The sequence below is a fragment of the Ewingella sp. CoE-038-23 genome (assembly GCF_040419245.1).
Classification (GTDB): Bacteria; Pseudomonadota; Gammaproteobacteria; order Enterobacterales; family Enterobacteriaceae; genus Ewingella; species Ewingella allii.
On record NZ_JAZHOH010000001.1, the window covers coordinates 4,402,603 to 4,428,327 of the forward strand.

At 52.7% G+C, this 25,725-nt stretch carries 27 protein-coding genes; 14 read left to right on the forward strand and 13 right to left on the reverse strand.

Annotated features, from left to right (window positions below; translation table 11 throughout):
• Positions 1 to 39 precede the first annotated feature (39 nt).
• From V2154_RS21140 to V2154_RS21155, 4 genes are all read right to left on the reverse strand, one after another.
• Positions 40 to 1,953 (reverse strand): PTS mannitol transporter subunit IICBA, encoded by a 1,914-nt coding sequence (locus V2154_RS21140; protein WP_353503741.1) that lies wholly within the window; start codon positions 1,951 to 1,953, stop codon positions 40 to 42.
• Positions 1,954 to 2,502: 549 nt separating this feature from the next.
• Positions 2,503 to 3,294 (reverse strand): DsbA family protein, encoded by a 792-nt coding sequence (locus tag V2154_RS21145; protein ID WP_353503742.1) that lies wholly within the window; start codon positions 3,292 to 3,294, stop codon positions 2,503 to 2,505.
• Positions 3,295 to 3,493: 199 nt separating this feature from the next.
• Positions 3,494 to 4,216 (reverse strand): DUF3053 domain-containing protein, encoded by a 723-nt coding sequence (locus tag V2154_RS21150; protein ID WP_034794254.1) that lies wholly within the window; start codon positions 4,214 to 4,216, stop codon positions 3,494 to 3,496.
• Between the two features lie 249 nt (positions 4,217 to 4,465).
• Positions 4,466 to 4,789, reverse strand: coding sequence for a hypothetical protein (locus V2154_RS21155; RefSeq protein ID WP_353503743.1), 324 nt, complete (start codon positions 4,787 to 4,789; stop codon positions 4,466 to 4,468).
• 435 nt (positions 4,790 to 5,224) lie between these two features.
• Between V2154_RS21155 and V2154_RS21160 the strand changes: the two genes are divergently transcribed.
• Entirely contained in the window at positions 5,225 to 6,154 is a 930-nt protein-coding gene (locus V2154_RS21160) for a hypothetical protein (RefSeq protein ID WP_353503744.1), read from the forward strand.
• 10 nt (positions 6,155 to 6,164) lie between these two features.
• Here the strand turns inward: V2154_RS21160 and V2154_RS21165 are convergent.
• Positions 6,165 to 6,862, reverse strand: a protein-coding gene (locus V2154_RS21165; RefSeq protein ID WP_230964523.1) for an IS1 family transposase whose coding sequence is annotated in 2 segments (ribosomal slippage) — positions 6,165 to 6,613 and positions 6,613 to 6,862 — 699 coding nt in all. Because the reading frame shifts where the segments join, the coding sequence is not laid out codon by codon here.
• Positions 6,863 to 7,021: 159 nt separating this feature from the next.
• On the opposite strand from V2154_RS21165, the gene V2154_RS21170 reads away from it, so the two are divergent.
• The 3 genes from V2154_RS21170 to V2154_RS21180 are packed head-to-tail and all read left to right on the forward strand — an operon-like array spanning position 7,022 to position 8,690.
• The gene (locus V2154_RS21170; protein WP_353503745.1) at positions 7,022 to 7,372 is read left to right on the forward strand and encodes a hypothetical protein; all 351 of its coding nucleotides are present in this window, start codon (positions 7,022 to 7,024) and stop codon (positions 7,370 to 7,372) included.
• Positions 7,369 to 8,355: a glycosyltransferase family 2 protein gene (locus V2154_RS21175; RefSeq protein WP_353503746.1), complete on the forward strand. Its 987-nt coding sequence runs from the start codon at positions 7,369 to 7,371 to the stop codon at positions 8,353 to 8,355. The genes V2154_RS21170 and V2154_RS21175 overlap by 4 nt, the downstream gene beginning before the upstream one ends.
• Positions 8,352 to 8,690 carry a DMT family transporter gene (locus V2154_RS21180; protein WP_353503747.1) on the forward strand — a complete coding sequence of 113 codons (339 nt, stop codon included), beginning with the start codon at positions 8,352 to 8,354 and terminating at the stop codon, positions 8,688 to 8,690. Before V2154_RS21175 ends, V2154_RS21180 begins: the two co-directional genes overlap by 4 nt.
• Before the next feature lie 88 nt (positions 8,691 to 8,778).
• Here V2154_RS21180 and glyS read toward each other — a convergent pair whose 3' ends face one another.
• The 5 genes from glyS to V2154_RS21205 all read right to left on the reverse strand — a co-directional run bounded on the left by glyS (position 8,779) and on the right by V2154_RS21205 (position 14,499).
• Positions 8,779 to 10,848, reverse strand: a complete 2,070-nt coding sequence (glyS, locus tag V2154_RS21185) for a glycine--tRNA ligase subunit beta (protein ID WP_353503748.1) — start codon at positions 10,846 to 10,848, stop codon at positions 8,779 to 8,781.
• 9 nt (positions 10,849 to 10,857) lie between these two features.
• Positions 10,858 to 11,772: a glycine--tRNA ligase subunit alpha gene (gene glyQ, locus V2154_RS21190; RefSeq protein WP_034794259.1), complete on the reverse strand. Its 915-nt coding sequence runs from the start codon at positions 11,770 to 11,772 to the stop codon at positions 10,858 to 10,860.
• A gap of 120 nt (positions 11,773 to 11,892) precedes the next feature.
• Entirely contained in the window at positions 11,893 to 12,177 is a 285-nt protein-coding gene (locus V2154_RS21195; RefSeq protein WP_353503749.1) for a type II toxin-antitoxin system RelE family toxin, read from the reverse strand.
• Positions 12,167 to 12,415, reverse strand: coding sequence for a type II toxin-antitoxin system Phd/YefM family antitoxin (locus tag V2154_RS21200; protein WP_353503750.1), 249 nt, complete (start codon positions 12,413 to 12,415; stop codon positions 12,167 to 12,169). Before V2154_RS21200 ends, V2154_RS21195 begins: the two co-directional genes overlap by 11 nt.
• A gap of 74 nt (positions 12,416 to 12,489) precedes the next feature.
• Positions 12,490 to 14,499 carry an autotransporter outer membrane beta-barrel domain-containing protein gene (locus tag V2154_RS21205; protein ID WP_353504048.1) on the reverse strand — a complete coding sequence of 670 codons (2,010 nt, stop codon included), beginning with the start codon at positions 14,497 to 14,499 and terminating at the stop codon, positions 12,490 to 12,492.
• A gap of 203 nt (positions 14,500 to 14,702) precedes the next feature.
• Here V2154_RS21205 and V2154_RS21210 point away from each other — a divergent pair, with 203 nt between their 5' ends.
• The 4 genes from V2154_RS21210 (at position 14,703) to V2154_RS21225 (ending at position 17,733) form a co-directional block, all read left to right on the forward strand.
• Positions 14,703 to 15,269, forward strand: coding sequence for a DNA-3-methyladenine glycosylase I (locus V2154_RS21210; RefSeq protein ID WP_353503751.1), 567 nt, complete (start codon positions 14,703 to 14,705; stop codon positions 15,267 to 15,269).
• Positions 15,266 to 15,709, forward strand: a complete 444-nt coding sequence (locus tag V2154_RS21215) for an N-acetyltransferase (protein ID WP_353503752.1) — start codon at positions 15,266 to 15,268, stop codon at positions 15,707 to 15,709. The genes V2154_RS21210 and V2154_RS21215 overlap by 4 nt, the downstream gene beginning before the upstream one ends.
• 238 nt (positions 15,710 to 15,947) lie before the next feature.
• Positions 15,948 to 16,610 carry an OmpA family lipoprotein gene (locus V2154_RS21220; protein ID WP_353503753.1) on the forward strand — a complete coding sequence of 221 codons (663 nt, stop codon included), beginning with the start codon at positions 15,948 to 15,950 and terminating at the stop codon, positions 16,608 to 16,610.
• Positions 16,611 to 16,695: 85 nt separating this feature from the next.
• On the forward strand, positions 16,696 to 17,733 hold the full coding sequence (locus V2154_RS21225; protein WP_353503754.1) for a LacI family DNA-binding transcriptional regulator: 1,038 nt from the start codon (positions 16,696 to 16,698) through the stop codon (positions 17,731 to 17,733).
• A 34-nt stretch (positions 17,734 to 17,767) separates the two neighbouring features.
• Here the strand turns inward: V2154_RS21225 and V2154_RS21230 are convergent, their stop codons facing one another.
• Positions 17,768 to 17,989, reverse strand: a complete 222-nt coding sequence (locus tag V2154_RS21230; protein ID WP_353503755.1) for a type II toxin-antitoxin system RelB/DinJ family antitoxin — start codon at positions 17,987 to 17,989, stop codon at positions 17,768 to 17,770.
• Positions 17,990 to 18,252: 263 nt separating this feature from the next.
• On the opposite strand from V2154_RS21230, the gene V2154_RS21235 reads away from it, so the two are divergent.
• From V2154_RS21235 to V2154_RS21255, 5 genes are all read left to right on the forward strand, one after another.
• Positions 18,253 to 19,002 (forward strand): sugar phosphate isomerase/epimerase family protein, encoded by a 750-nt coding sequence (locus V2154_RS21235; protein ID WP_353503756.1) that lies wholly within the window; start codon positions 18,253 to 18,255, stop codon positions 19,000 to 19,002.
• A gap of 16 nt (positions 19,003 to 19,018) precedes the next feature.
• Positions 19,019 to 19,975 carry a sugar kinase gene (locus tag V2154_RS21240; RefSeq protein WP_353503757.1) on the forward strand — a complete coding sequence of 319 codons (957 nt, stop codon included), beginning with the start codon at positions 19,019 to 19,021 and terminating at the stop codon, positions 19,973 to 19,975.
• 82 nt (positions 19,976 to 20,057) lie between these two features.
• Positions 20,058 to 21,326, forward strand: a complete 1,269-nt coding sequence (locus tag V2154_RS21245) for an MFS transporter (RefSeq protein ID WP_353503758.1) — start codon at positions 20,058 to 20,060, stop codon at positions 21,324 to 21,326.
• Between the two features lie 88 nt (positions 21,327 to 21,414).
• Complete coding sequence (gene ghrB, locus V2154_RS21250; RefSeq protein ID WP_100936533.1) at positions 21,415 to 22,392, forward strand: glyoxylate/hydroxypyruvate reductase GhrB; 978 nt, start codon at positions 21,415 to 21,417, stop codon at positions 22,390 to 22,392.
• 157 nt (positions 22,393 to 22,549) lie between these two features.
• Positions 22,550 to 23,809: a valine--pyruvate transaminase gene (locus V2154_RS21255; RefSeq protein WP_353503759.1), complete on the forward strand. Its 1,260-nt coding sequence runs from the start codon at positions 22,550 to 22,552 to the stop codon at positions 23,807 to 23,809.
• A gap of 69 nt (positions 23,810 to 23,878) precedes the next feature.
• Here V2154_RS21255 and ibpB read toward each other — a convergent pair whose 3' ends face one another.
• On the reverse strand, positions 23,879 to 24,316 hold the full coding sequence (gene ibpB, locus V2154_RS21260) for a small heat shock chaperone IbpB (protein WP_353503760.1): 438 nt from the start codon (positions 24,314 to 24,316) through the stop codon (positions 23,879 to 23,881).
• A gap of 121 nt (positions 24,317 to 24,437) precedes the next feature.
• Positions 24,438 to 24,848 carry a small heat shock chaperone IbpA gene (gene ibpA / locus V2154_RS21265; RefSeq protein WP_140475544.1) on the reverse strand — a complete coding sequence of 137 codons (411 nt, stop codon included), beginning with the start codon at positions 24,846 to 24,848 and terminating at the stop codon, positions 24,438 to 24,440.
• A 481-nt stretch (positions 24,849 to 25,329) separates the two neighbouring features.
• Here ibpA and V2154_RS21270 point away from each other — a divergent pair, with 481 nt between their 5' ends.
• Positions 25,330 to 25,698: a YceK/YidQ family lipoprotein gene (locus V2154_RS21270; protein ID WP_353504049.1), complete on the forward strand. Its 369-nt coding sequence runs from the start codon at positions 25,330 to 25,332 to the stop codon at positions 25,696 to 25,698.
• Positions 25,699 to 25,725 lie beyond the last annotated feature (27 nt).

The window sequence follows — 25,725 nt, forward strand, 5'->3', positions numbered from 1 at the left end:
CGCTTAGTAATACTCTCGACCGTTTCCCTTGTTGGCTGATTAGCCGCGAAGGATGGTCAGAACCTCTTCAACGCTGGTGGTGTTGGCCAGACGGTCAATCACGCCATCTTCGTCCAGCGCCGTGGTCAGCTTGGTGATCACGTTGATGTGCTCATTATTACGCGCCGCGATACCAATAACCAGACGGGCTGAGTCATCTTCGTCATCGCCCCAGCGAATGCCCGCCGGGTACTGGCAGAACACGATACCGGTTTTCAGCACGCGGTCTTTCGCTTCGATAGTCCCGTGCGGTACTGCGATAGATTCGCCGAGGTAAGTCGAGGTCAGCTGCTCACGAGCCAGCATCGCTTCAACGTACTCCTGCTGAACGTAGCCGCCTTTCACCAGTTGCTCACCCGCGAAGCGGATCGCGTCTTCTTTGTTGCTCGCCTGCAAGCCGAGGAAGATGTTGCTTTCGCTCAGGCGGAACAGGTGTTCGTTCTCTTGCTCACTCACCAGGCTGTCGCTCAGCGTGGTGTTCACTTTCTCTTTGTACTGGCTGGTTTTATTCACTTCAACCAGACGGGCAGTCAGATCAGTGTACAGGCCGCTGTCGAGGAAGTTAGTCAGTGAAATGTGCTGTGCGTGTGGCACTTGGCGCATTGCACGTTCGGTCAGGTCACGGTGGGTGATAACCAAGTCAACGTCGTCCGGCAGGCTGTTAATTGCGCTGTTGGTGACGCTGATGTTAGTCAGGCCAGCATCCTGCACTTTCTTACGCAGCACGCCTGCACCCATGGCACTTGAACCCATACCTGCGTCACAAGCTACGATGATTTTACGCACGGTAGACAAGTCGCCAGCCACGCCAGCGGTAGAAGCTTTGCCGCCTTTAGACTGTGCTTTCATGTCTTGAACGCGGCGAGTGGCTTCGTCCAGATCGTCGCCCTCTTTCACTTTGCTGGTTTTCAGCAGGAAAGCAGACACGATGAAGGAGACCGCGAACGCCGCCACGATTGCCGCGATGTTAGCGAAGTAAGTGCCTTTTGGCGTCATCGCCAGAACCGCGAGGATAGAGCCCGGAGATGCAGGAGAAACCAGGCCGCCGTTCAATACGGTCAGGGTGAACACGCCAGTCATACCGCCCAGAATTACCGCCAGCAGCAGGCGCGGGTTCATCAGAACGTATGGGAAGTAAATTTCGTGGATACCACCGAAGAAGTGGATGATTGCCGCGCCGCCAGCTGACTGTTTAGCGCTGCCACGACCGAAGAACATATAGGCCATCAGTACGCCCATACCCGGACCTGGGTTAGCTTCGATCAGGAAGAAGATTGATTTACCGGTTTCAGTCGCCTGCTGGATACCCAGTGGAGAGAAGATACCGTGGTTGATGGCGTTGTTGAGGAACAGGATTTTCGCTGGTTCAACAAAGATAGAAGCCAGTGGCAGCAGGTTATGGATAACCATGATATGCACGCCAGCCGCCAACACTTTGGACAGCGCTTCCACCAGCGGGCCGATAGCTAAGAAGGCGAGGATCGCCAGCAGCATACCGATGATACCGGCTGAGAAGTTGTTAACCAGCATCTCGAAGCCGCTTTTGATTTTGCCGTCAACCAGACGGTCAAAGCGCTTGATACACCAGCCGCCCAGCGGACCTGCAATCATCGCACCGAGGAACATCGGCATGTCTGCACCGACGATAACGCCCATGGTGGTGATAGCACCCACCACGCCGCCACGGTCGCCGCCAACCAGACGTCCACCGGTGAAACCGATCAACAATGGCAGCAGGTAAGTGATCATCGGGCCAACCAGCTTCGCTAACGTTTCGTTAGGCAACCAACCCGTTGGGATGAACAGCGCCGTGATGATACCCCAGGCAATAAATGCCCCGATGTTAGGCATCACCATGTTACTCAGGAAGCGGCCAAAGTTTTGAACTCCGACCTTAACGTCTGGTGAAAACATAAAACGCACCCCTATTGATACGCGCTAACAATAAGAGCGCGTGATATCTGTTAATTATCGGTGACGGTTAATACGGTTTTCGTGCCACTGCTTTAAAAATCCGTCCGTCGAATTGCTGTCTGCGAGGCGGACTCTACCACGTGATTATGGCACCGCGTAGACGCTGCGCATTACGTGAGCAAGATCACGCAGCCCACCCCGTCACACCCCACTTTTTAGTGACTTTCATCACAAAAAACCCCTGAAACTTAGGTACAACGAATAATTTTTGCGCGTTATCGCCCTTAAAATGTGATTAAAATCACACTTTTACTTTGTCGCTTTGTTATTAAAATGTGACATTCATCACAATTTATTTTTCGATGACGACAAAAAATCTGTATAAAAAGCGGCCAGCTGTATGAGCGCCGTCAATGAACCGGTTTACGAGGGGAAGGTTGAAAGAAAATTACGGTTGGGGAGAGGTGAAGAAAAGAGGTCGGGCAACTCACGAGATGCGAAAAAATATCAGGCCCCCCAATCGAGGAGCCTGAAGGTGTGGCTAGCGGGTTATTTACCCTGAGCTTTGACGATGGCGGCCTGTAACTCCTCGGCAGACACGGCACCTGGCAATACGGTGGTGTTTGCAGCGGTGGCGCCAGAGGTTGGCATCACGACGAAGCCCGGCGTGCCGCCGAAGCCTAAAGTACGCGCCAATTCGTCATTGGATGCCAGAGCTTCATGGGTCGCTTTCAGCTGTTCTGCGCTTGGCGTGCTGGCTTTCGCTGCTTTCACCGCGGCGGCAATATCCGCGTTGGTCAGCTTACCTTCGTCATGGCCAGTGCGATAAAGGCTGTTGTGATAGTCGAAGTAAGCCTGAGAGCCCTTCTCTTTCCACACTGCCATGCCGGTTTCAGCGGCCGTGATCGACTCTTTCCAACGATCGCCGAAGATTGGCCACTCTTTAAACACGAAACGCACCGTTGGGTTGGCCTTCACCGTTTGCTCTACCAGCGGGGCCATACGGCTGCAATACAGGCATTGGTAATCGAAGAACTCCACAAACGCGACTTTGGCATCTTTCGGGCCATAGCTTGGCGTCGCCGGGTCATTCACCAGCGCTTTGGCGTTAGCCAGCACGGCATCCTGAGCCTGTTGCTGCTGCTGGTCAGCCTGCTGGGCCTGCAACTTCTGGCTCACCTGCACCAAAATTTCTGGGTGCGCGACCATGTAATCGGCCGCAATCTTGCCAATCGCTTCTTGCTGAGCCGGGGTGAAATCGGCGGTGGTGGCATCAGCCGCCATCGCTAGCGTCGGGGTCATTACCAGTGCGGCCAGCAAAGTCATCGTCTGACGTTTCATTCATAGATCCTTAATCGATAAAGTCGGGAAAGAGGAAAATGTATTGCTGAAAAGTAGAGTAAATCGCAGCCAGTTGCAGGTGAGAAATTGTTATTTTTTATAAATTTACAGATCCTGACGCTGGCGCGAGAGACAAAAAAGCCACGAGGTTTCCCACGTGGCTCGATTATTTAACAATAATTCAGCGAGTTACCAGAAATTAATGGCTGTAATCGCCTTGCGCGACTTTCTGCGCGCTGAGCAGCGTCTGCTGTTTGCCCACCAGATTCGACATCATGGTGTTGTACTGCGTTGCCTGCTGCTGAGTCGGGAATTGCACGCCGCCATTGGCGAAAGCCACCTGATTGCCCTGCTGTTGCAGGTAATCGCCCACGGCAATGATGTCCTGAGTGAAGCTGCTGAGCGCAGGCACCAGCGGTGTCAGCACGTTAGCAGGTTCGGTCACGACATTGGAATAAACCTGACCATAAACCGCTTTCAAATCGTCCGGCTGCTTCAGCGCGGCCATCGCGGTATCCGCTTTGTTCTTCGAATCACGAATTTGCGCACTCAGAAGATTTAACGAACCCGCCGCCTGTTGCAGCGCAGAGCGTTGCGTCATGTAGTCCTGCGGAGCACGAATCTGACCAATGGCGCTAACCGCCGGCACCAGACCGCCTTCAACCGATGACTTCAGCTGACGCGAGAACGACAGAATGATGCCGTAATCATTAGCGTAATTGCCGAACTTCTGTTTTTGATCTTCGCTCAGCGACGGCAGATTCTGCCCGCTGCGCATCACGGTATTTTGCAAATAATCGATAAAAGCTTTGCGTTGCTCCGGCTCTTTATCGCCGCATGCCGTGAGTTGAAACACGACCAGCAATGCCACAAACGGCGCTAACCAACGCCCGAATGCCCTGCTTCTGATCCCTACAGCCATGAGTCCTGACTCCTGATTTCAATGTTCTTTTTACCGGCCAGTTCCGTGCCGATCTGGGCTTTCCATGCGAGTAATAGAATAGAACATCTGGGGGGAATGCGATACAAACAACAACTTGGCGGTTAAAAAAATGTGATACAGCCTTAAGAGGCGTTATTGTCGAAAAAATAGGCCTGCACAAAAAATTAAAAAGGCTTAAATCTTATTAAAGAAATAAGCCCAGAGGTTATATAAAAACTATCAACAAAATTATTTAGACAGGGTCATCCTAATTTGGTCACCTGTTTTTAATTTATAGTCACAATAGGTTAACCCATTATTTTTCGTCGGCTCCCCATTAGGGTTTAAGAGAGTCTCAACCTCACTCCCTTTTTCAGCCATAGGGTCATACCCTTTCCACTTACAATCATCTGCAGATGGAGAGCAATAAACCATACTCATGACTTTATCACTATCTTCTTCTTGCTTTGTGGCTACGACCGTTTCAGGTTTTGGGCATTGCTCCGCCGCCGCCGCAATACCGGCAAAGGAAGTTAACCCGATAAAAACAGATAATATAATTGTTTTATTCATAATAGTTCTCTCTCTTTGTTTACTTGACTTAACCCAAATTAAAAGTAGCCCAGCCTTTTGAATCCTTCCATCTTAATATATAGATTATACCTATCACTTCGAGTTAACGTAAAAGGTGGAGTGGTAGATAGCGAATATGAATCATTAACAGACTAACTTATTAAATTAAATTAGCCCGCAACTTACTATTAAATCAGGGGATTATTTTTAGCTCTATCTTTAACCAGAATCATATATATACAAAGGTAAAATAAAATTTAGTGACTCCATATCTTGAAAGATTTTCTTCCAAAATTTAGTGAGTGCCTCTTTTCATTAGTAAGGTTGAGCATATGCGAGGCGACAACTACGCTTGTTAAAGCTTTACTTCGCAAGATATGTAGATAGCCACTGGCAAAGCCCTGTTTTCGTCGTGCGCGACAAGGAGTTCATCCAATGGAATCAGATAATAAGACCATCAGCCGGCGCGCCAACCTTTTCATTGTTTCTTTGCTTGCTCTTGGCTGCTGCATTTTCTTTTCCTGGTATTTCAATCCAGGATTTATGTCGGTGGATAGCCTGTCGCAATATCGTCAAGCTGCCGGTTTGCAATCTATCAACGACGCCCATCCCGTCATCATGGTTTACCTTTGGCGAGGCTTACTTAACATCACGGGCTTCATCGGCAGCATGCTGATGTTTCATCAGTTTATTTATTGGCTTTCGCTGCTAATGCTGGTCACGCAGCTCACGCGAAGTCTTGCTGCGCGTTTGATATTACTATTAGTGATAGGTCTTTGCCCGCCATTGATTATAACGTCTCTGCATGTCTGGAAAGACGTCGGCATGATGAGTGCCTTGGTATTATGTGTCGCCGCACTGCTTGGCTATGGTAACCATGCTCACTGGGGATGGATCACCGTCGCGCTAATTGCACTATTCTATGCCATTTCAGTACGCATCAATGGGTTCATTCCCGGTGTGATATTACTGCTATTTTTGAGTTTCCAATTCAGCAAGAAATTAACGCAATCACTCCGCCGCCTCTGGGCCTTAACTCTGACCTATTGTTTCATCGTGCTGATAGCAATGACCGCTGTCAGCTCATTGATAAAACATAAAACTGTACGCATATATTCGACCGGCACCCTGTTAATTTGGGACATGGCCGCCATTTCTATTGCCGAAAATAAAAACTTGCTGCCGGATTATCTACCAAGAATAGATCCTCAACGCGATATGTTCAGTTATCTGCAGGAAAGGTATTCACCCAATGTCAATACCACCACCTTTGAGGTGGTTTCACCCTATCTCGAGAAAAAGGAGCAATCGGCCCTCTTTCATGATTGGTTAACACTGGTATTGGCACATCCCGGTGACTGGTAATGACTCCAACTTACTGATAGTGTTTTATGTTCAGATAATGCCCGATGACCTTGTCATGCAGCTCCACCGATTTTGAGAACGACAGTGACTTCCGTCCCAGCCTTGCCAGATGTTGTCTCAGATTCAGGTTATGTCGCCCAATGCGCTGAGTGTAACGCTTGCTGATAACGTGCAGCTTTCCCTTCAGGCGGGGTTCATACAGCGGCCAGCCATCCGTCATCCATACCACGACCTCAAAGGCCGACAGCAGGCTCAGAAGACGCTCCAGTGTGGCCAGAGTGCGTTCACCGAAGACGTGCGCCACAACCGTCCTCCGTATCCTGTCATACGCGTAAAACAGCCAGCGCTGACGTGATTTAGCACCGACGTAGCCCCACTGTTCGTCCATTTCAGCGCAGACAATCACATCACTGCCCGGTTGTATGCGTGAGTTTACCGACTGCGGCCTGAGTTTTTTAAGTGTCGTAAAATCGTGTTGAGGCCAACGCCCATAATGCGTGCACTGGCGCGACATCCGACGCCATTCATGGCCATATCAATAATTTTCTGGTGTGTACCGGGCTGAGAGGCGGTGTAAGTGAACTGTAGCTGCCATGTTTTACGGCAGTGAGAGCAGAGATAGCGCTGATGTCCGGCAGTACTTTTACCGTTACGCACCACGCCTTCAGTAGCTGAGCAGGAGGGACAACTGATGGAGATGGAAGCCACGGGAGCACCTCAAAAACACCATCGTACACTAAATCAGTAAGTTGGCACCATTACCCCGGTGACTATCTGCAACACCGGCTCTATATATTTACGCGACTTTTAGGTGCTGATCGCGAGCCGGTTTATAATCCCTATCAACCAGGTAATCGCGCTGAATATATGGGTATCAATTTCACTCATCTCTCCATGGAGGATGTGGGAAAGTTATTAACTATTTTTGATACTTTTACTTCGTCGATTATTTACCGAGCGTGGCTCTATACTCTGCTGGCTATTATTGCACTGTTAATATCAGTGCGTCGAGCTCTCAACCATGATGATAATAAAGGCCGGTGTGGGTTAGTTATTGCGGTCAGTTTAAGTGGCTTAGTTAATACAGCTTCGCTCTTTTTTATCGCTACTGCTGCAGATTTCCGCTACATGGTCTGGAGTCTTTGCTCAGCCTTAATAGCAACCTTAATTCTGCTAAATGATAGACAGCAATATAAGAAAAAGGGGAGCCAAGAGTGATACCGAACATAGCCGTCATTATTCCCTGCTACAAAGTCAGGGAGCACATTCTTCAGGTAATTGCTGCTATTGGGCCTGAGGTGAAGCTTATTTTTGTTGTGGATGACTGTTGTCCAGAGCAGAGCGGGGATTACGTTCGGGAAAATACCCGCGATCCGCGTATTCACATTGTCCGACACCCGGAAAATAAAGGGGTCGGCGGAGCCGTGATGACCGGCTATCGTCTGGCGATTGAGCAGAAAATGGAGATATTGGTAAAGATAGACGGTGACGGGCAAATGGATCCTGCACTGTTAATGGACTTTGTTAAACCCATTCTGCGCGGCGAGGCAGATTATACCAAAGGTAATCGATTTCATAATCTGGAAAATCTCCTCACTATGCCGCGAATTAGGCTTGCCGGTAATGCCGTACTTTCCTTTATGACCAAACTCTCGTCTGGATATTGGAATATTTTTGACCCTACAAATGGTTATACCGCGCTGCATCGCGATGTGGCCATTCAGCTCCCTTTAGACAAAATCAGCAACCGCTACTTCTTCGAAACAGATATGCTGTTTCACCTCAATATATTACGAGCAGTAGTGATGGATGTCCCCATGCACTCGAAATATGGGAATGAAATAAGTAATCTAAAAATTCCCGCTATCATTGGTGGTTTTTTGGCTAAGCACTGCCGCAATTTTATAAAGCGTATTTTTTATAATTATTATCTTCGAGACATGTCGCTTGCCTCTGTCGAGCTACCTATTGGGATAATCTTTCTATTATTTGGTGTGATTTTTGGTTCGATTAAATGGATAAGCGCTGAGGACACTGGCCTACCCACGCCCGCCGGTACGGTGATGTTGGCAGCGATGCCCATCATTATAGGTATTCAGTTTATTTTGGCCTTTATCGGCCACGATACCACCTCCATCCCGACGCGGGTTTTACATCAGCGGGATAGCCTCCCCTCCCACTCAATAGAGGATAAATCGTGACGTACTTCGTGGCATTGCTGTGCGTTTTGGGTATTTCGGCTGGGCAAATACTGTTCAAACTCAGCGCGATGAGCTTCCATCATGCTGGCTCATATACCTCTGTTCGCGGACTGCTTATCCTGACGGCAGCTTTAGCTCTCTATGGGGTAACAACGCTGGCCTGGGTATGGGTTTTACAAAAAATAGCCCTAGGGCATGCATATCCTTTGATGGCACTGGCGTTTATTTTAGTCCCTCTGGCGAGCTATTTTATTTTTCAGGAGCGTTTTACTGCGCAATACGCCATTGGCGTGATCTTAATTATTCTGGGCGTAATAACCGTTTTCTCCCGCTAAGTTTTTCGCCAAAAAAGAGGGGGCAACGATTGTTGCCCCCTCTGGTGCTATGGGCTGAAACCCATGCAGCATGGTGATAAATAGCTTTTTACTGCAGCAGAGAAATATCCGCGACTTGCAGGAACAGCTCACGCAGTTTGGACAGCAGCGTCAGGCGGTTCACACGAATAGCTTCATTCTCATCCATAACCATCACGGTATCGAAGAAGCTGTCGACGGTTTCACGCAGCGCGGCTAACTCCACCAGCGCTTCCTGATACTGGCCTGCTGCGAACAGCGGTTCCAGTTTGTCGCGCAACACCACCAGATGGGTCGCCAGCTTCAGCTCTGCCGCTTCTTTCAAGACTGAAGCGTGAACGTGGTCCAGCAGGGTGTCGGTAGACTTAGCAAGGATGTTGGAAACGCGTTTGTTGGCAGCGGCCAGCGTCGCGGCTTCATCCAGCGTACGGAAGTGACTCACGGCTTTCACACGGGCGTCGAAATCAGCTGGTTTGGTCGGACGGCGCGCCAATACGGCCTGAATAGTGTCGACCGCGTGACCTTCTTCCTGATACCACGCGCGGAAACGGCCGAGCATGAAATCAACCACTTCATCCACAGCCTTGGCGTTAGTCAGCTTGTCGCCGTACAGGCGAACGGCTTCTTCGGTCAGGGTTTGCAGGTCGAGAGGCAGGTTTTTCTCAACGATAATGCGCAGCACGCCCAGCGCAGCACGGCGCAGAGCGAATGGGTCTTTATCGCCTTTTGGATGTTGGCCAATCCCGAAGATACCGGCCAGCGTGTCCATTTTGTCGGCGATCGCCAGCGCACAGGCCACCAGCGATTCTGGAAGTTGGTCGCCAGCAAAGCGCGGCTGATACTGCTCGTTCAGCGCCACGGCCACTTCTTCCGCTTCGCCGTCATGACGCGCATAGTGCATGCCCATCACGCCCTGAGTGTCGGTGAACTCAAACACCATGTTGGTCATCAGGTCGCACTTAGACAGCAGGCCAGCGCGCTTGGCGTTCTCAACGTTGGCACCGATTTTATCGGCGATCCAACCTGACAGCTCTTCGATACGGTTGGTCTTGTCACGCAAAGTGCCGAGCTGTTTCTGGAACAGAACGGTTTCCAGACGCGGCAAGTTATCTTCCAAACGCTTTTTCAGGTCAGTATTGAAGAAGAACTCGGCATCGGCCAGACGCGGACGAACCACTTTCTCGTTACCGGAAATGATTTGCTGCGGGTCTTTCGACTCAATGTTGGTCACGAAGATAAAGTTCGGCAGCAGTTTGCCCGCGGCGTCGTACACCGGGAAATACTTCTGGTCGCCCTTCATGGTGTAAACCAGCGCTTCGGCAGGCACCTTGAGGAATTTCTCTTCGAACTTGGCGGTCAGCACGACCGGCCACTCCACCAGCGAGGCCACTTCTTCCAGCAGGCTTTCGCTCAGGTCAGCAATACCGCCAATCTCTTTGGCAGCTTTCTCGGCATCTTGCTTGATGAGGGCTTTACGCTGCTCATAATCGGCAACCACTTTGCCGCGTTCCAGCAAGATTTGCGGGTACTGGTCAGCATTGTCGATGGTGAATTCAGCTTCACCCATGAAGCGGTGGCCGCGAAGCGTGCGCGCAGACTCGATGCCCAGAATGGTGCCTGGGATCAGCTCATCGCCCAGCAGCAGGGTTACGGTGTGAACCGGACGCACAAACTGCACGTCGGAGTCGCCCCAGTGCATCAGTTTAGGGATTGGCAGCTTGGCCAGCGAGTTAGCGACCATCGGTGCCAGCAGGTGTTGCGCGCTTTCGCCTTTGACGTGCGCACGGTAAACCAGCCATTCACCTTTGTCAGTCACCAGACGCTCGGCCTGATCGACAGTAATGCCGCAACCGCGCGCCCAGCCTTCGGCCGCTTTGCTCGGTTTGCCTTCGGCATCGAAAGCCTGAGACACGGCCGGGCCGCGTTTTTCGACTTCGCGATCGGCCTGAGTGGCGCTCAGATTGGAGACTTTCAGCGCCAGACGGCGCGGTGCTGCGAACCATTTTACGTCGCCGTGTGGCAGATTTGCCGCATCCAGCTCCGCAGTCAGGTTAGCCGCAAAAGATTCAGCAAGGCTACGCAGAGCCTTCGGTGGCAGTTCTTCAGTACCGATTTCCACCAGAAAAGTTTTTTCAGTCATCACTGTTTCTCACTTCTCGTTCTTTTTGCACATCGGGAAGCCCAGCACTTCGCGGGAAGCGTAATACGCCTCAGCAACCGCTTTAGTCAGGGTACGGATGCGCAGAATGTAGCGCTGGCGTTCAGTCACGGAGATGGCTTTACGCGCGTCCAGCAGGTTAAAACAATGCGCCGCTTTCAGAATGCGTTCGTAAGCAGGCAGTGCCAGCGGCTTCTCAAGAGCCAACAGGGTTTGCGCTTCTTTCTCATGCTGCTCGAAACAGGTGAACAGGAAATCAACGTCGGCGTATTCGAAGTTATAAGTCGATTGCTCAACTTCGTTCTGGTGGAACACGTCGCCGTAGGTGGTTTTACCCAGCGGGCCGTCGCTCCAGACCAGGTCGTAAACGCTGTCTACGCCCTGAATGTACATCGCCAGACGCTCCAGACCGTAGGTAATTTCGCCGGTCACAGGCTTACATTCCAGACCGCCAACCTGCTGGAAGTAAGTGAACTGCGTCACTTCCATGCCGTTCAGCCACACTTCCCAACCCAGACCCCATGCGCCAAGCGTTGGGTTTTCCCAGTTGTCTTCAACGAAGCGGATGTCGTGGATCAGCGGGTCAATACCCAGCTCTTTCAGCGAGCCGAGGTACAGCTCCTGTATGTTGTCCGGGGAAGGTTTGATCATCACCTGGAACTGGTAATAGTGTTGCAGGCGGTTTGGGTTCTCACCGTAGCGACCGTCAGTCGGGCGGCGTGACGGCTGGACATAGGCTGCCGCAAAAGGCTCAGGGCCGAGTGCGCGCAGGCTGGTCATCGGGTGCGAGGTACCCGCGCCGACTTCCATATCCAGTGGTTGAACAATGGTGCAGCCCTGCTGCGCCCAATAATCCTGAAGTGTCAGGATCAGGCCCTGAAAGGTCTTGGTATCAAACTTTTGCATGTTGGTTTCGCACGCGAGACAGTGAGTTTAAAAGAGTCGGACAGTATACCCGCTGAGCGGAAGATAATCAGCCAGAATGACACAACAGATCGGTTGCAGTCGGTTTCGGCCTCTCTGCGCTCATCGACTGGCGGCTAATCGGCAGGCTGCATCGCCTTCCCGCTTGCCTATCGCCACCACCACGACCACTATTTGCTGGTCTTCCACCTGATAAACCAACCGATAACCCAGACTTTTGAGTTTAATTTTATATCGATTGGCTTTTGGCCCGGATAAGCGAGCTGAAGGGACATGGGGGTTTTCCAGCCGCTCGGCCAGTTTTTTCTTGAATTGCTCTTTGATGGGGGGAGCCAGCGCCTTCCATTCCTTGAGCGCCGACTTTAAAAAATCGAGTTTATAGGTCATCCAGAGTCAGCCTTATCCTTTCTTCACCCTGCCGCTTATCCATAATGCGGTTCAGTTCAACGTCTTCCGCCAAACTCATGAGGTAGGCATAGACGTCAGGCGGGACACAGTAAAAAGCCGGCTCGTTGCGATTGAGAATCGCCACGGCTTCGCCTTCTCCTGCGCTAAACGTCCCCATCGGGTCACGTTTTAATTCAGTAATGCTGGCAGCTGATGAGGTGAGTATTTCAAACGGCATAGTTTTTCTCCTGTCAGACTATGCCGTAATTATAGCCTTTAAAGGTGCTTTTAAAAGCACCTTTAAAGATTCTTTTAGAACCTTGCACTGATACCCGCGTTGTAAGAGGTCTGTTCGCCTGAATCCAGTCCAGTGGTCTGGGAAACGGCGGCGAAGGCCGCGACGCTGTCGGTTATCTGGACGTTGGCGCCGAGGGTCATATCCACCCAGTCTTTATCCTGATCTTCCGTGGTGCGGCTAAAGCGCGTGCGGGTCGATTTAATCGCGCCGGTGGCGGTGTAGTTGTTATCACCGAACTGACGGTCATAGGTGACCTGCGCATACGGGTTGACGATGCCCAGCTGTGCGTTCAGACGCCAGCCCAGCGCACCAATCTGCGAGTGGGAGGTCTGGTCGCCAAAGCGCATCGAGGTGCTGGTGTTGTCCTTCTCGGCGTAGCCGTTAACGCTGCTGTAATCCCAGCTGTATTGCGCCACCGGGCCGGTAGTCAGCACCGGCAGGACGGGGATATCCCAACCGGCGGTCACGCGCCCGCCGATGTTTTTACCGTCGGTATCGCCCTGCTCGGTGCGGGTCGCCGGGCCGAGGGTGATGCTGCGCTTGATGTCGTCATAGTTCAGCGAGCCATAGTGGAAATCGCCGTTTATCCAGCCGTTTTCGGCGATTTTCACTCCGGTGAAGGCCGTCGCCATCCAGCCACGCGTGCGATAGCTGTAGTTGTCGGTCGGGTACTGCTTGTCGCTGGAGCCGGAGATCATCAGGCCCATCATCCAGTTGTCGGTCAGCTGATAATCCAGCCCGATATTGCCGGAGTTGGTAGTGGTATCGCCATTACTCAAGGACGAATTCGCTTTATTATCAAAGTGCTGCCCGGCATAACCGCCGAACATGCCGAAGGTACCGGCTTTGTTATCCTGCGTGCGCAGCTGCTGGTAGCGGCTGTCGAGCAGCCCTTGGGTATTACGCGCTAAGGCCAGTGAACCTTGGTTCAGGGCAGTAACTTCCAGCGGGCCGTTGATCACCGACTGCATATACTGCGCGATCAGCGCGTGGGCCTGCGGCGTTGGGTGGAAGTGGTCGGCAAACAGGAAGTTTTTGCTGCTGTCGAAGCCCGGCAGGTTCGAGGTACATTCTGACGCCGAGGTGCCGACCGGACAGGCGGTGCCCGCTGTGTTAGCGAAGCCGTACATCGCCGGGTTGGCGATCACTTCGTTGAACAGGCCGTTGATGTCCACGCGCGCGATGTTGCCGCCGGTCTGGGCCAGCGCGATATCTTCGGTGGTGTTGTAGGTTTCAGTCAGTCCCTCCGCCACGCCTCGCAGCGCGTCGTAGGCGGCAATCATCCCCTTCGACACCAAGTCCTGCACGATCTCTAAGTCTAATCCTGCGGTGGTCGAGGCTTTTAAGGCGTCGTGAATCGCCTGAGTACGAGCATCGGTGCTCGGCGTATTTTGCGCATTGAGGTACTTATAGGCCGCCTCCAGCGCTTTTTGCTGCACTGGCAGCATACCGACCTGAATAATGCCTTCCATTAATACCGGCGTCAGGCCGATGTTTGGCACCGTCGGCACCACCACGGTTCCTGCTCCGGCTTTCAGCAAATCATTGACCTGCGACGCGGCCTGAGTTGCGCTGTTGGTTGCAATATCCAAGGCTTTGAGGGGGTTTAGCGCCGCAGCTGCCAGGTCATTACCGCCAATCCAGTGGATATACAGGCCATTCGGGTCAGCTTTCCCGCCGGTCGATGCCAAATAGCTTTTTACCTGATCCTGCGTGGTGTAGTCCGAATCCAGCCCCGGCACGGCCACGCCGCCGCCTTCGGCATAGTTCAACCCGCCTTTGGAAGAAGGGCTTAAGGTGGTGCCGATATTGCCAGCCAAAATTTCGTCATACAGCTGATGGGTGTTGCTGTCGAAGGTCCAGCGGCCGATGTTGCCGGTGTCACTCAGGCTGTCGCCGAAGACGTAGAGCTGGTCATAAGCATGGGCAGAGGCGCTAGTACCTAACAAAATGGCGGTAGCCAGCGCGCATAGGCTCAGGCGCGAAAGAGGTTTTTTCTTCTTATCCATCAGAGGTTTGCTCATCATATTTTCCATCATTAACGAGAGGTCGAATTCAATCAATATGTAAGGATTGCGTAATTTGTGGTTTTGACTATGGTTCAGAATGCCGGGGAGTCAAGGAAGAGAACGCAAAAGCGGGAAGTTGCAGAGTAGTCTCATGAAGTTGCAGACTCGCCCCATTAGTAGGACTATGGGCCACCGCCATGACGATAAGGATTAACGTAATGACACGTTGTAGTTGGGTATCAAAAGAGCCCATTTATCTGGAGTATCACGACAAAGAATGGGGCGTTCCGGTGAAAGATGGCCGCGAACTGTTCGAAATGCTGTGTCTTGAGGGCCAGCAGGCCGGTCTTTCCTGGATAACCGTGTTGCGTAAACGTGATAATTATCGCCGCTGTTTTCACCAATTCGACCCGGTTCGCATCGCAAAAATGACTGATGAAGATGTGGAAACGCTGGTCCTAGACGCGGGCATCATTCGCCATCGCGGTAAAATCAAAGCCATCATCTCCAATGCGCAGGCGTATTTAGCAATGCAAGCCGGCGGCGAAGAGTTCTCCGCGTTCATCTGGCAGTTTGTCGATAACCAACCGGTCATCAATAACCCCCTCGGCCCAGAAGGCATTCCGGCCAAAACCGCGGTGTCCGACAGCATGTCCAAGGCTTTGAAGAAGAAGGGCTTTAAGTTTATCGGCTCAACAATTTGCTATGCCTTTATGCAAGCTGCCGGGCTGGTGAACGATCATCAATCTTACTGCTTCTGCCACCCTAAAAACCGCCCGGCATGATCCGCCTCGCCGCGCTCGACGACACGCAAGCCATTATGCTGCTATGGCTGAAAAGCACCCTCGCCGCCCACCCCTTTATCGAGGAGTCGTACTGGTTCGAGAGTGCCGCGATGGTGCGCGAAGAGTTCTTACCTAAAGCAATAACCTGGGTTTCTTGCGACGCGGCGGGAGAGATTGAGGGCTTTATCAGCGTGCTTAACAAGCAGTTTATTGGCGCGCTGTTCATCAAGGAAAGCCTTTATGGTCAAGGTGTTGCTCAACAGTTGATGCAGCAAGCCAAGGCTAATTTCCCACTGCTGCTGTTAGAGGTTTACCAACAAAATCACCGCGCGGTGGCGTTTTATCGCAAAGAGGGTTTTTTGGTGGTCAATGAAACAACTCATCCCGGTACTTCTCTCCCCACTTGGGTACTGCGCTGGCAAAAGCCTTTAGCGCCGTAGTAAGTTTTAAAAAGTTCCGTAAAAATCCGCAGAAGTGACAAAAAAAGAGAACCAGAATTCTCCTACTGCTTAACGCAGCAAAATTCCGCATAAAGAGCGCCAGAACGCCGAAATCCCTATGACAGCCGGTTTCATTTCTTTATGTTTTGACACCTTTTTATGTGCAACTTATGACGAATTGCGGCGTCATAATCAAAACGATTCGGCTTGAAATAAAACATCCCTAAAGGAAATTAAGATGAACAGAAGACTTCTTGTGGTCGCGGGCGCACTTTGCGTCACTATGGGCCTGTCAGCCTGTACCACCAACCCGTACACCGGCGAATCTGAAGCAGGAAAATCAGGCATCGGCGCGGGTCTTGGGGCCGCACTGGGCGCGGGCGTAGGGATGCTTTCATCATCTAAACATGACCGCGGCAAAGGCGCCCTGATCGGTGCGGCGGCAGGCGCAGCACTGGGCGGCGGCGCGGGTTATTACATGGATGTGCAGGAATCCAAACTGCGTGACAAAATGCGCGGTACCGGCGTTAGCGTGACCCGTCAGGGCGACAACATCGTGCTGAACATGCCAAATAACGTCACTTTTGACTCCAACAGCAGCACCCTGAAACCGGCCGGTGCCAACACCCTGACCGGCGTGGCGATGGTACTTAAAGAATATCCGAAAACTGCCGTTAACGTCGTCGGCTACACCGACAGCACCGGCACTCGCGCGCTGAACATGAAACTGTCCCAGCAGCGTGCTGACGGCGTGGGCAGCGCGTTGATCACCCAAGGCGTGGCTGGTAGCCGCGTGCGCACTCAGGGCGCAGGCCCGGATAACCCAATCGCCAGCAACAGCACCGAACAGGGCAAAGCGCAGAACCGTCGCGTAGAAATCACCCTCAGTCCGTTGCAGTAAGTCGCGTCGATTTGGTAATTACGGGGCCTAATGGCCCCGTTTTTTATGCTAGTCTCCTGTGGTTATGCATTTTGAGGATAAGGTTGTGAGCAGAAAAAAGGAGCCGGGCAACGCCGTCCGCCCCACGATACGTGATGTTGCCAGTGCGGCTAAAACCGGTAAAACCAGCGTTTCACGCTATCTGAATGGCGAAAAGAATCTGCTTTCCGACGATCTGAAAGAAAGGATTGAGCGGGCCATTACCTTATTGGATTATCAGCCAAGCCAGATGGCGCGCAGCCTGAAAAGTGGGCAAACGCGCTTAATCGGCCTGATTCTGGCGGATATCACCAACCCCTATTCTGTCGAAGTGATGCGCGGCGTCGAAGCCGCCTGCCGCCAGCAGGGCCTGACGTTGCTGGTGTGTAATACCAACAATCAGCTCGATCAAGAAAAGCACTATCTTCAGCTGCTCAGCAGCTATCGGGTCGATGGCATGGTGGTTAACGCGGTGGGTATGCGCGAAGCGGCGATTTCGACGCTGCAACAGGCCCAACTGCCGATGGTACTGATTGACCGCAAAGTGGAGAACTTCTCCTGCGACGTCATAGGCCTAAACAATGCTCAGGCCACCAGCGAAGTCACCGAACATCTGCTAGAGCAAGGCTTCGAGGCTATTTTGTTCCTCAGCGAGCCGATGACGGTCAACACTCGTCTTGACCGTCTACACACCTTTCTCAAACGCATGCAGCGCGAGCCGGACCGCATTGCCGAACAGGGCGAAGTGGAGCTTAGCGACACCGCCGGTCTGGAAGCTTTGTTGCACGATTTCGTCTCCCGCCACCCGCACAAATGCAAAGCCGTGCTGGCCGCCAACGGCGCCATGACGCTGCTGGTCGCCCGCGCCATGCGCCGGATGGAGCTGGTGTGGGGTCAGGACATTGGCCTGTTGGGCTTCGACGAACTGGAATGGGCCGAGCTGGCTGGCGTGGGCATCACCACCCTGAAGCAACCCACCTATGACATGGGCGTCGCGGCGCTAGAGCAGTTGGTCACCCGCATTCAGGGCAGCCAAGACCCCATCCGCGAGCAAGCCTTCGCCGGAGAACTGATTGTGCGTGGTTCGACATTAGGAATGAATTGATTAGCCGAATAGCTTACCCACCCCGCGCGGTAGGCTATTTCTCTTTATGACTCTCGATTTCCGCCGTTTCTTTCAATGCCGTCTTCATACTCTCAGACGGATATCTCCTGACTTCAAATGGCAGCCCTCCTGACTTAACCACTTGTTCGAGAAACAGCCTGATTGCCGTGCTCACGTTCAGCCCACAATCATGCAGAACCTCGGCCGCTTCGCGCTTAAGCTCCTCTGACACGCGGGCTTTGATACTGGTTTCCATAACGCCTCCGGTTATTTGTGGGCACAATGAGTCCACATATAGTGTTGAGCATATACCCTATTGCCGTGAAATCCAGTTTTTACTTCGTGAGCGGGATCATACTTTTCAGCCTTACGGCTTTCGAATGGTACCGGTCCCAATTACTGTGGAAAAGGCGTTAAAAAGGTACAGCAAGTGCTTAACAAAAAACGGCACTGCGTTTAACCGTCTAAAATTGAACGTTGACCCACGTGACTGGGCCATTTCTAACAAGGATCATCAAGATGAAAAGAGACATTGTGGTAGTGATGGCGGCCTATGGGAACGACGACGTGAAGGCGCTGGGCGGCCAGGCGGAGCTGCTATCGGTGGTTGCCGACGCCGGTGCCGATGGCGTAGAAATTCGTCGCGAACTGTTTGATGACGCCGACTTTAATTCACTGTCCGAATTGGCCGAAAAGATCCGCCAGAAAAATTTATTTACGGTTTATTCGGTACCGGAATCCCTGTTTGTCGAGGGTGGAAGAGTGAACCCGTCGCTGCCGACCTTTTTAAAAGAAGCCGAAACGCTAGGCGCGCGCAGCTTGAAATTGGCACTGGGCCATTTCAACGTGGGCGCAGACCTGACGCCGCTGAAAGTCACGCTGGACGCCAGTCCGGTGAAACTGGTGGTGGAAAATGACCAGACGTCGGATTGCGGCATTTTGTCATTGATGAACTCGTTTATGTTTGCCGCCGAGTCCCGCCATTTACCTCTGGCGATGACGTTCGACATGGCTAACTGGCTGTGGGTCGGGCAAGACCCGATGGCCGCCGCCGATCGTCTGGCAAGCCATGTGGGCTATGTCCACGTCAAAGCCGCCGAAAAACGCGGTGACAAGTGGCACGCCGTGGCCCTCGACGACAGCGATGGCAGCTGGAAACCTCTGCTGGCGAAGCTACCGCAGGACGCGCCGCGCGGCATCGAATTCCCACTGGTGGGCGAAGATCTGACCGCCGTGACGCGCCACTATGTGGATTTACTCCGCGACTAAGCCAAGGAGCAATAAGATGTCGAAACTGTCGCAACCCGACGCGCTGGATGTGGTCACCGTCGGCGAAGCTATGGCGATGTTTGTCGCTTGTGAAACCGGTCCTTTAGAGGACGTCAGCCAGTTTACTCGTCAGGTGGCGGGGGCGGAGTTGAACGTGGCGATCGGCCTGTCGCGCCTCGGGCTGAAGGTCGGCTGGGCCAGCCGCGTGGGTGATGACGTATTTGGCCGCTTTGTGCTTAAACAGCTGGAAAAAGAGCAGATTAACGCCGGGCAGGTGACGGTGGATAAGCGTTTTCCGACCGGCTTCCAGCTCAAATCCAAAGAGCTGGGCGGTAAAGATCCGCGCGTCGAGTATTTCCGCAAAGGCTCGGCGGCCAGCCATCTGTCGGTCGCAGACTTCAATCCGGACTACTTCGGCGCTGCGCGACATTTGCACCTGTCCGGCGTCGCCGCTGCGCTGTCGGATACCTCTCTGGCACTGTCGAAATTCGCCGCCAGCGAGATGCGTAAAGCAGGCAAAACTATCTCGTTTGACCCCAATCTGCGCCCAATACTGTGGAGCAGCGAGGAGACAATGCGCAAAGAAATTAATGCCTTAGCCTTTGCCGCAGACTGGGTTCTGCCCGGCCTTGGTGAAGGCCAGCTGCTGACTGGTCAACAAACGCCAGAGGGCATCGCCGACTTCTACCTCGAGCAAGGCGTGAAAGCCGTGATCATCAAAACCGGCGCGGACGGCGCGTGGTTTAAAAGCGCCGGCGGCGAGCAGGCAGACGTTGCGGCCTGCAAAGTGGAAAACGTGGTGGATACCGTCGGCGCTGGCGACGGTTTCGCGGTTGGGCTGATTAGCGCCCTGCTGGAAGGATTAAGCCTTGAGCAAGCCGTGAAGCGCGGCAATAAGATTGGCAGCCTGGCGGTGCAGGCGGTGGGCGATAGCGAAGGATTGCCGACCCGCGAGCAACTGGGCCAAGCCTAAAATACCCTGTTTGCTACACTTAGTTAGCACCCTATATAACATCAAATAATACTAATCAGTCGCGAAACTGAGGATAAAAGTCATGAACGAAGCCAAAATTGCCATCAGACGATGGTGGTATATCATGCCCATCGTTTTTATTACCTACAGTCTGGCCTATGTAGATCGCTCGAACTTCAGCTTTGCCTCGGCCGCGGGCATCAATGACGACCTTGGCATCACCAAAGGCATGTCTTCCCTGCTCGGCGCACTGTTTTTCCTCGGTTATTTCTTCTTCCAAATCCCCGGCACGATTTACGCCGAACGGCGTAGCGTCAAAAAACTGATCTTCTGGTGCCTGCTGCTGTGGGGCGGTTTTGCCTCGCTGACCGGCGTGGTCAACAACATTCCGATGCTGGCGGTGATCCGTTTCGCCCTCGGCGTGGTAGAAGCCGCCGTGATGCCCGCCATGCTGGTGTATATCAGTAACTGGTTCACCAAATCCGAACGTTCGCGGGCCAACACCTTCCTGATTTTGGGTAATCCGGTCACCGTGCTGTGGATGTCAGTGCTCTCCGGCTATCTGATCCACGCCTTCGGCTGGCGCGAAATGTTCATCTTCGAGGGCATTCCGGCGGTGATCTGGGCCTTCTGCTGGTGGTTCCTGGTGAAGGACAAACCGGAGCAAGTGAGCTGGCTGTCGCAGGACGAAAAACAGGCGCTGGCCGCGCAGTTGGCCAAGGAGCAGGAGGACATCAAGGCCGTGCATAACTACGCGGAAGCCTTTAAGTCGCGCAATGTGATTTTACTCTGCATGCAATATTTTGCGTGGAGTATCGGGGTTTACGGCTTCGTGCTGTGGCTGCCGTCGATTTTGCGCAGTGGCATGCAGATGGGCATGGTGGAAGCCGGCTGGCTCTCCTCGGTGCCTTACCTGGCGGCGACCATCGCCATGATCCTGGTGTCATGGGCGTCGGATAAAATGCAAAACCGCAAAATTTTCGTCTGGCCGCTGTTGCTGATTGGCGCGCTGGCGTTCTTCGCGTCGTGGGCGATTGGGCCGAATAATTTCTGGATCTCCTACTCGCTGCTGGTGGTCGCCGCCGCCGCGATGTATGCGCCTTATGGCCCGTTCTTCGCCATCATCCCTGAGATGCTGCCGAAAAACGTTGCGGGTGGCGCGATGGCCTTAATTAACAGCCTCGGCGCGCTCGGCTCTTTCTTCGGCTCCTGGTTCGTCGGCTACCTCAACGGCAACACCGGCAGTCCGGCGGCCTCTTTCATTTTCATGGCCGTCTCCCTGCTGGTGTCCGTGATACTGACCCTGATGGTGAAGCCGGAACGCGATGCCGCCAAGCCGCAGTCGGCCTAAGCCTGTGCTATGTTTAGACATTACCTTTAAATCGCTATCCCAGCCATTTCAATAAGTTGGGTACATTCATTCGTTTCTGGAGTCCGTAATGAAGCCGTCTATCGTTTTATACAAAAAACTACCTGCCGACCTGCATCAACGTCTGGAAGAGCATTTTTCAATTGTCGAATTCGACGGAATTAATGAAGGAAACCGCGCCAAGGTGTTCGATGCCCTGCAACAGGCTGAAGGGCTGATTGGCTCGGGCGGCGCGGTAAACAAGGAGCTGCTGGACCACGCTCCGCGCTTGCGCGGCGTATCCACCATTTCCGTGGGTTACGACAATTTCGACGTGGACGAGCTGACTCGCCGCGAAATCCCGCTGATGCACACCCCGACCGTGCTGACCGACACCGTGGCCGACACCGTGATGGCGCTGGTGCTCTCCACCGCGCGCCGCGTGGTCAACGTTGCCGAGCGCGTCAAAGCGGGCGAATGGACCAGCAACATCGGCGCAGACTGGTTTGGCGTTGACGTGCACCACAAAACTATCGGCATTATCGGCATGGGCCGCATCGGCATGGCGCTGGCCCAGCGCGCCCACTTCGGCTTCGACATGCCGGTGCTGTACAACGCCCGCAGCCAGCATAAAGCGGCGGAAGAGCGTTTTGGCGCGAAAAAGTGCGAGCTGGACGAACTGCTGGCTAAATCTGATTTCGTCTGCGTGCTGCTGCCGCTGACTGACCAGACCTTCCACACCATCGGCAAAGAGCAGCTGGCGAAGATGAAATCCAGCGCGATTCTGATCAGCGCCGGTCGCGGCCCGGTCATTGATGAAAAGGCGCTGATCGCCGCGCTCAAGGACGGCACCATTCACGCCGCAGGTATGGACGTGTTCGAAACTGAGCCGCTACCGAAAGATTCTCCACTGCTTAGCCTGCCGAACGTTGTCGCGCTGCCACACATTGGCTCTGCCACTCATGAAACCCGCTACGGCATGGCCGCCTGCGCGGTGGACAACCTGATTGCCGCCCTGACCGGCGATGTGAAAGAGAATTGCGTCAACCCGCAGGTTCTAAATAAGTAATTTTCTTCCGCCTTTTCTGCTGTAAAAACCGCGCCACTTCACCTCTCCCTTCGCCTTGCGCGGGGAGAGGAATTCATGCAAAAACCTGCACCTGATTGCACTGTTTTAAAGCAAGCGTTAAGGTGGTCATCACATTCTGATAACACAAAGTTTGACTATGACGTTTTCTGTTTTCGGCGATAAATTTACCCGTTCCACAGGCATTAGCCGCCTGATGGGTGATATGAACGAAGGTCTGCGCACGCCGGGCGCTGTGATGCTCGGCGGGGGGAATCCTGCGCAAATACCTGAAATGCAGGACTATTTCCAGACGCTGTTTACCGAGATGTTAAGCGAAGGCAAGCTGACAGAGGCCTTGTGCAACTATGACGGCCCGCAGGGTAAAGACGTGCTGCGCCACTCGCTGGCGGCGCTATTGAAGAAAGAGCTGGGCTGGGAGTTAGATGCAAAAAACATTGCGTTAACCAATGGCAGCCAGAGCGCGTTTTTCTATTTATTCAATCTGTTCGCCGGTCGTCGCGCAGACGGTTCAATGTCCAAAGTGCTGTTCCCGCTGGCCCCAGAGTATCTGGGCTATGCCGACGCCGGATTGGACGAGAGCCTGTTTATCTCCGCCAAACCAAACATTGAGCTGCTGCCCGAAGGGCAGTTTAAGTATCACGTTGATTTCGACCATCTGAACATCAATGAAGAAGTTGGCTTGATCTGCGTTTCACGCCCGACCAATCCGACCGGCAATGTGATAACCGATCAGGAATTACAGCGCCTCGACGCTCTCGCCCAGCAGCACGACGTGCCATTGCTGATCGACAACGCCTATGGGGTGCCTTTCCCGAGCATTATCTTTAGCGAAGCCACGCCGCTGTGGAATCCGAACATCATTCTGTGCATGAGTCTGTCCAAGCTCGGCCTGCCGGGTTCGCGCTGCGGTATTGTCATCGCGGATGAGAAAATCATTACGGCAATTAGCAACATGAACGGCATTATCAGCCTCGCGCCGGGCAGCGTAGGGCCAGCCATCGCCAATGAAATGATTGCTCGCGGCGATCTGCTGCGCCTCTCCGAGGAAGTCATTAAACCGTTTTACTATCAGCGCGTGCAGGAAACCATTGCCACTTTACGCCGCTATTTGCCGGAAGATCGCTGCTTAATTCATAAACCCGAAGGGGCGATTTTCCTCTGGCTGTGGTTCAAAGATTTGCCGATCAGCACTGAAACGCTCTATCAGCGCCTAAAACAGCGCGGCGTGCTGATGGTGCCGGGGCATTTCTTCTTCCCCGGCCTTGAGCACCCGTGGCCGCACACTCACCAGTGTATGCGCATGAACTACGTGCCGGACGCCGAGCAGATCGAACGCGGGGTGAAGATTCTGGCGGAAGAAGTCGAGCGAGCACACGCCGAAGGGCTGATTCGCTAACTGCTGGAAAACGCACATAAAAAAGGAGGACGTGATGTCCTCCTTTTTCATTTCTGCTGCTTTTGGCTGTTATTCAGCCGATTGATTCTCTAACGCAGGCTTCTCAGTGCCGATGGCGATTTTCTGCGGTTGCAGCGCCTGCGGAACATCGCGCACCAGACTGATATGCAGCAGGCCGTTGACGAACTCGGCCGCCGATACGTGCATATGTTCGGCCAGCGTGAAGCTCAGGCTGAAAGGCTTAATCACCAGCCCCTGATGCAGATATTCCACTTTTTTATCCGCCTCAGCCGGGGTGCCGCTGACGGTCAAGCGCGGGCCTTCGACTTCAATATTCAGTTCGCTCTGCTGGAAACCGGCCAGCGCCAGTGAGATGCGATAATGGTTATCGTCTGATTTCTCAATGTTATATGGCGGGAAGCCTTGTTCAGCGCCCTGCATGGAGCTGGCGAGTTTGTCGAAGCCAATCCACTGACGCAGTAATGGGGAAAGATCGTAGTTACGCATATTTAAAACTCCTTCTGTGAAGCGAGATAATGTTTATTCATCAAGCGCCACGTTATTCATCGGCGTGACGCTGCTGCTCCCTGACGGCGAGCAAGGTGGAAAATTTAAAATTCGTTAGAAATTAGCGAATGTCTATCCGACGCGGTTTTGAGGACTCGGGGACCACGCGTTCGAGATCGATATACAGCAGACCATTCGCCAAATTGGCGGATTTAATTTGAATATGTTCTGCTAACTGGAATTTGCGCTCGAAATTACGCTCAGCGATACCCTGATATAAATAGGTACGCTCTGCGGCTGCATCTTTATGCGCGCCCTTGACCAGCAACATATTATCTTGAGCAGTAATATCCAGCTCAGACTCAGCAAAACCGGCGACCGCTATCGCGATGCGATAGTGATTTTCATCTACCAGTTCAACATTATAAGGAGGGTAGCCGCCACCCTGATTTTGACCAGATTCAATCAAATTAAACAGGCGATCAAAACCAATAGCGGAACGGTATAGAGGGGATAAATCAAAATTACGCATTTATTACTTCTCCTGATTATGCAGCGAGTCGGTTAAACGACCTTCCTCATGGACAGGTCTGCGACGCTTCATACCCTGTCGGCGTATGCTTTTCCTGCGTCGTATGATAAAAATGGCGACGGAAAAAAGATTTTCAAGTCAGGGAAAGAAAAGTTTTTTATCAGTGCATGTCAGCAGGGAGCTATAGATGTCTAAACAAAGCTTAAACCCTATAAAAATTGACATTGGGCGGCAGGATCTCAGTTATCTCTTACACTATAACTAACGCTGTAATTTTGTGACAAAGCCAAAACAGATAACCCAGCGAAATAATTAGGACAGATCGCTGCGACATTTATAAACACGATTCAAGGATGAAAAAGATAAATTGGGATGGCTAGCACAGAGCCGCGCTTTGCTTTGTTAAATCTTTTAGCTGAATGATATAAATCAACGTTGACGAAATATCCTCAGCCCGACAGCATGAGATGAGTTCTACATGATGAAATCAGTTTTATTACCGCTCGTGACGGGATGCGCGTTTTTATCGGTTAGCGGTTGCTCTAGCGTAATGAGTCATACCGGCGGCCATCAGGGTTATTATCCGGGCACACGCGCCGACGTATCGATGATTTCAAGCGACGACACCAGCTGGGCCATGACGCCACTGCTGATTGTCGATCTGCCTTTTAGTGCATTACTTGATACCCTGCTGCTGCCTTATGACTATTACCGCCAGGACAAACTCAACACGCGGGATCGTATAAAAGCCAGCGAGGAGCAGAATTTAGCGATCAGCCACGGCATTGATATTGACCACGTGCCGCCAATGACTGAGTCGACGAAGCAGAAAAAGCGGGCGTCACATTAATATTCCCCACCTCAGCCTCTTTTATTA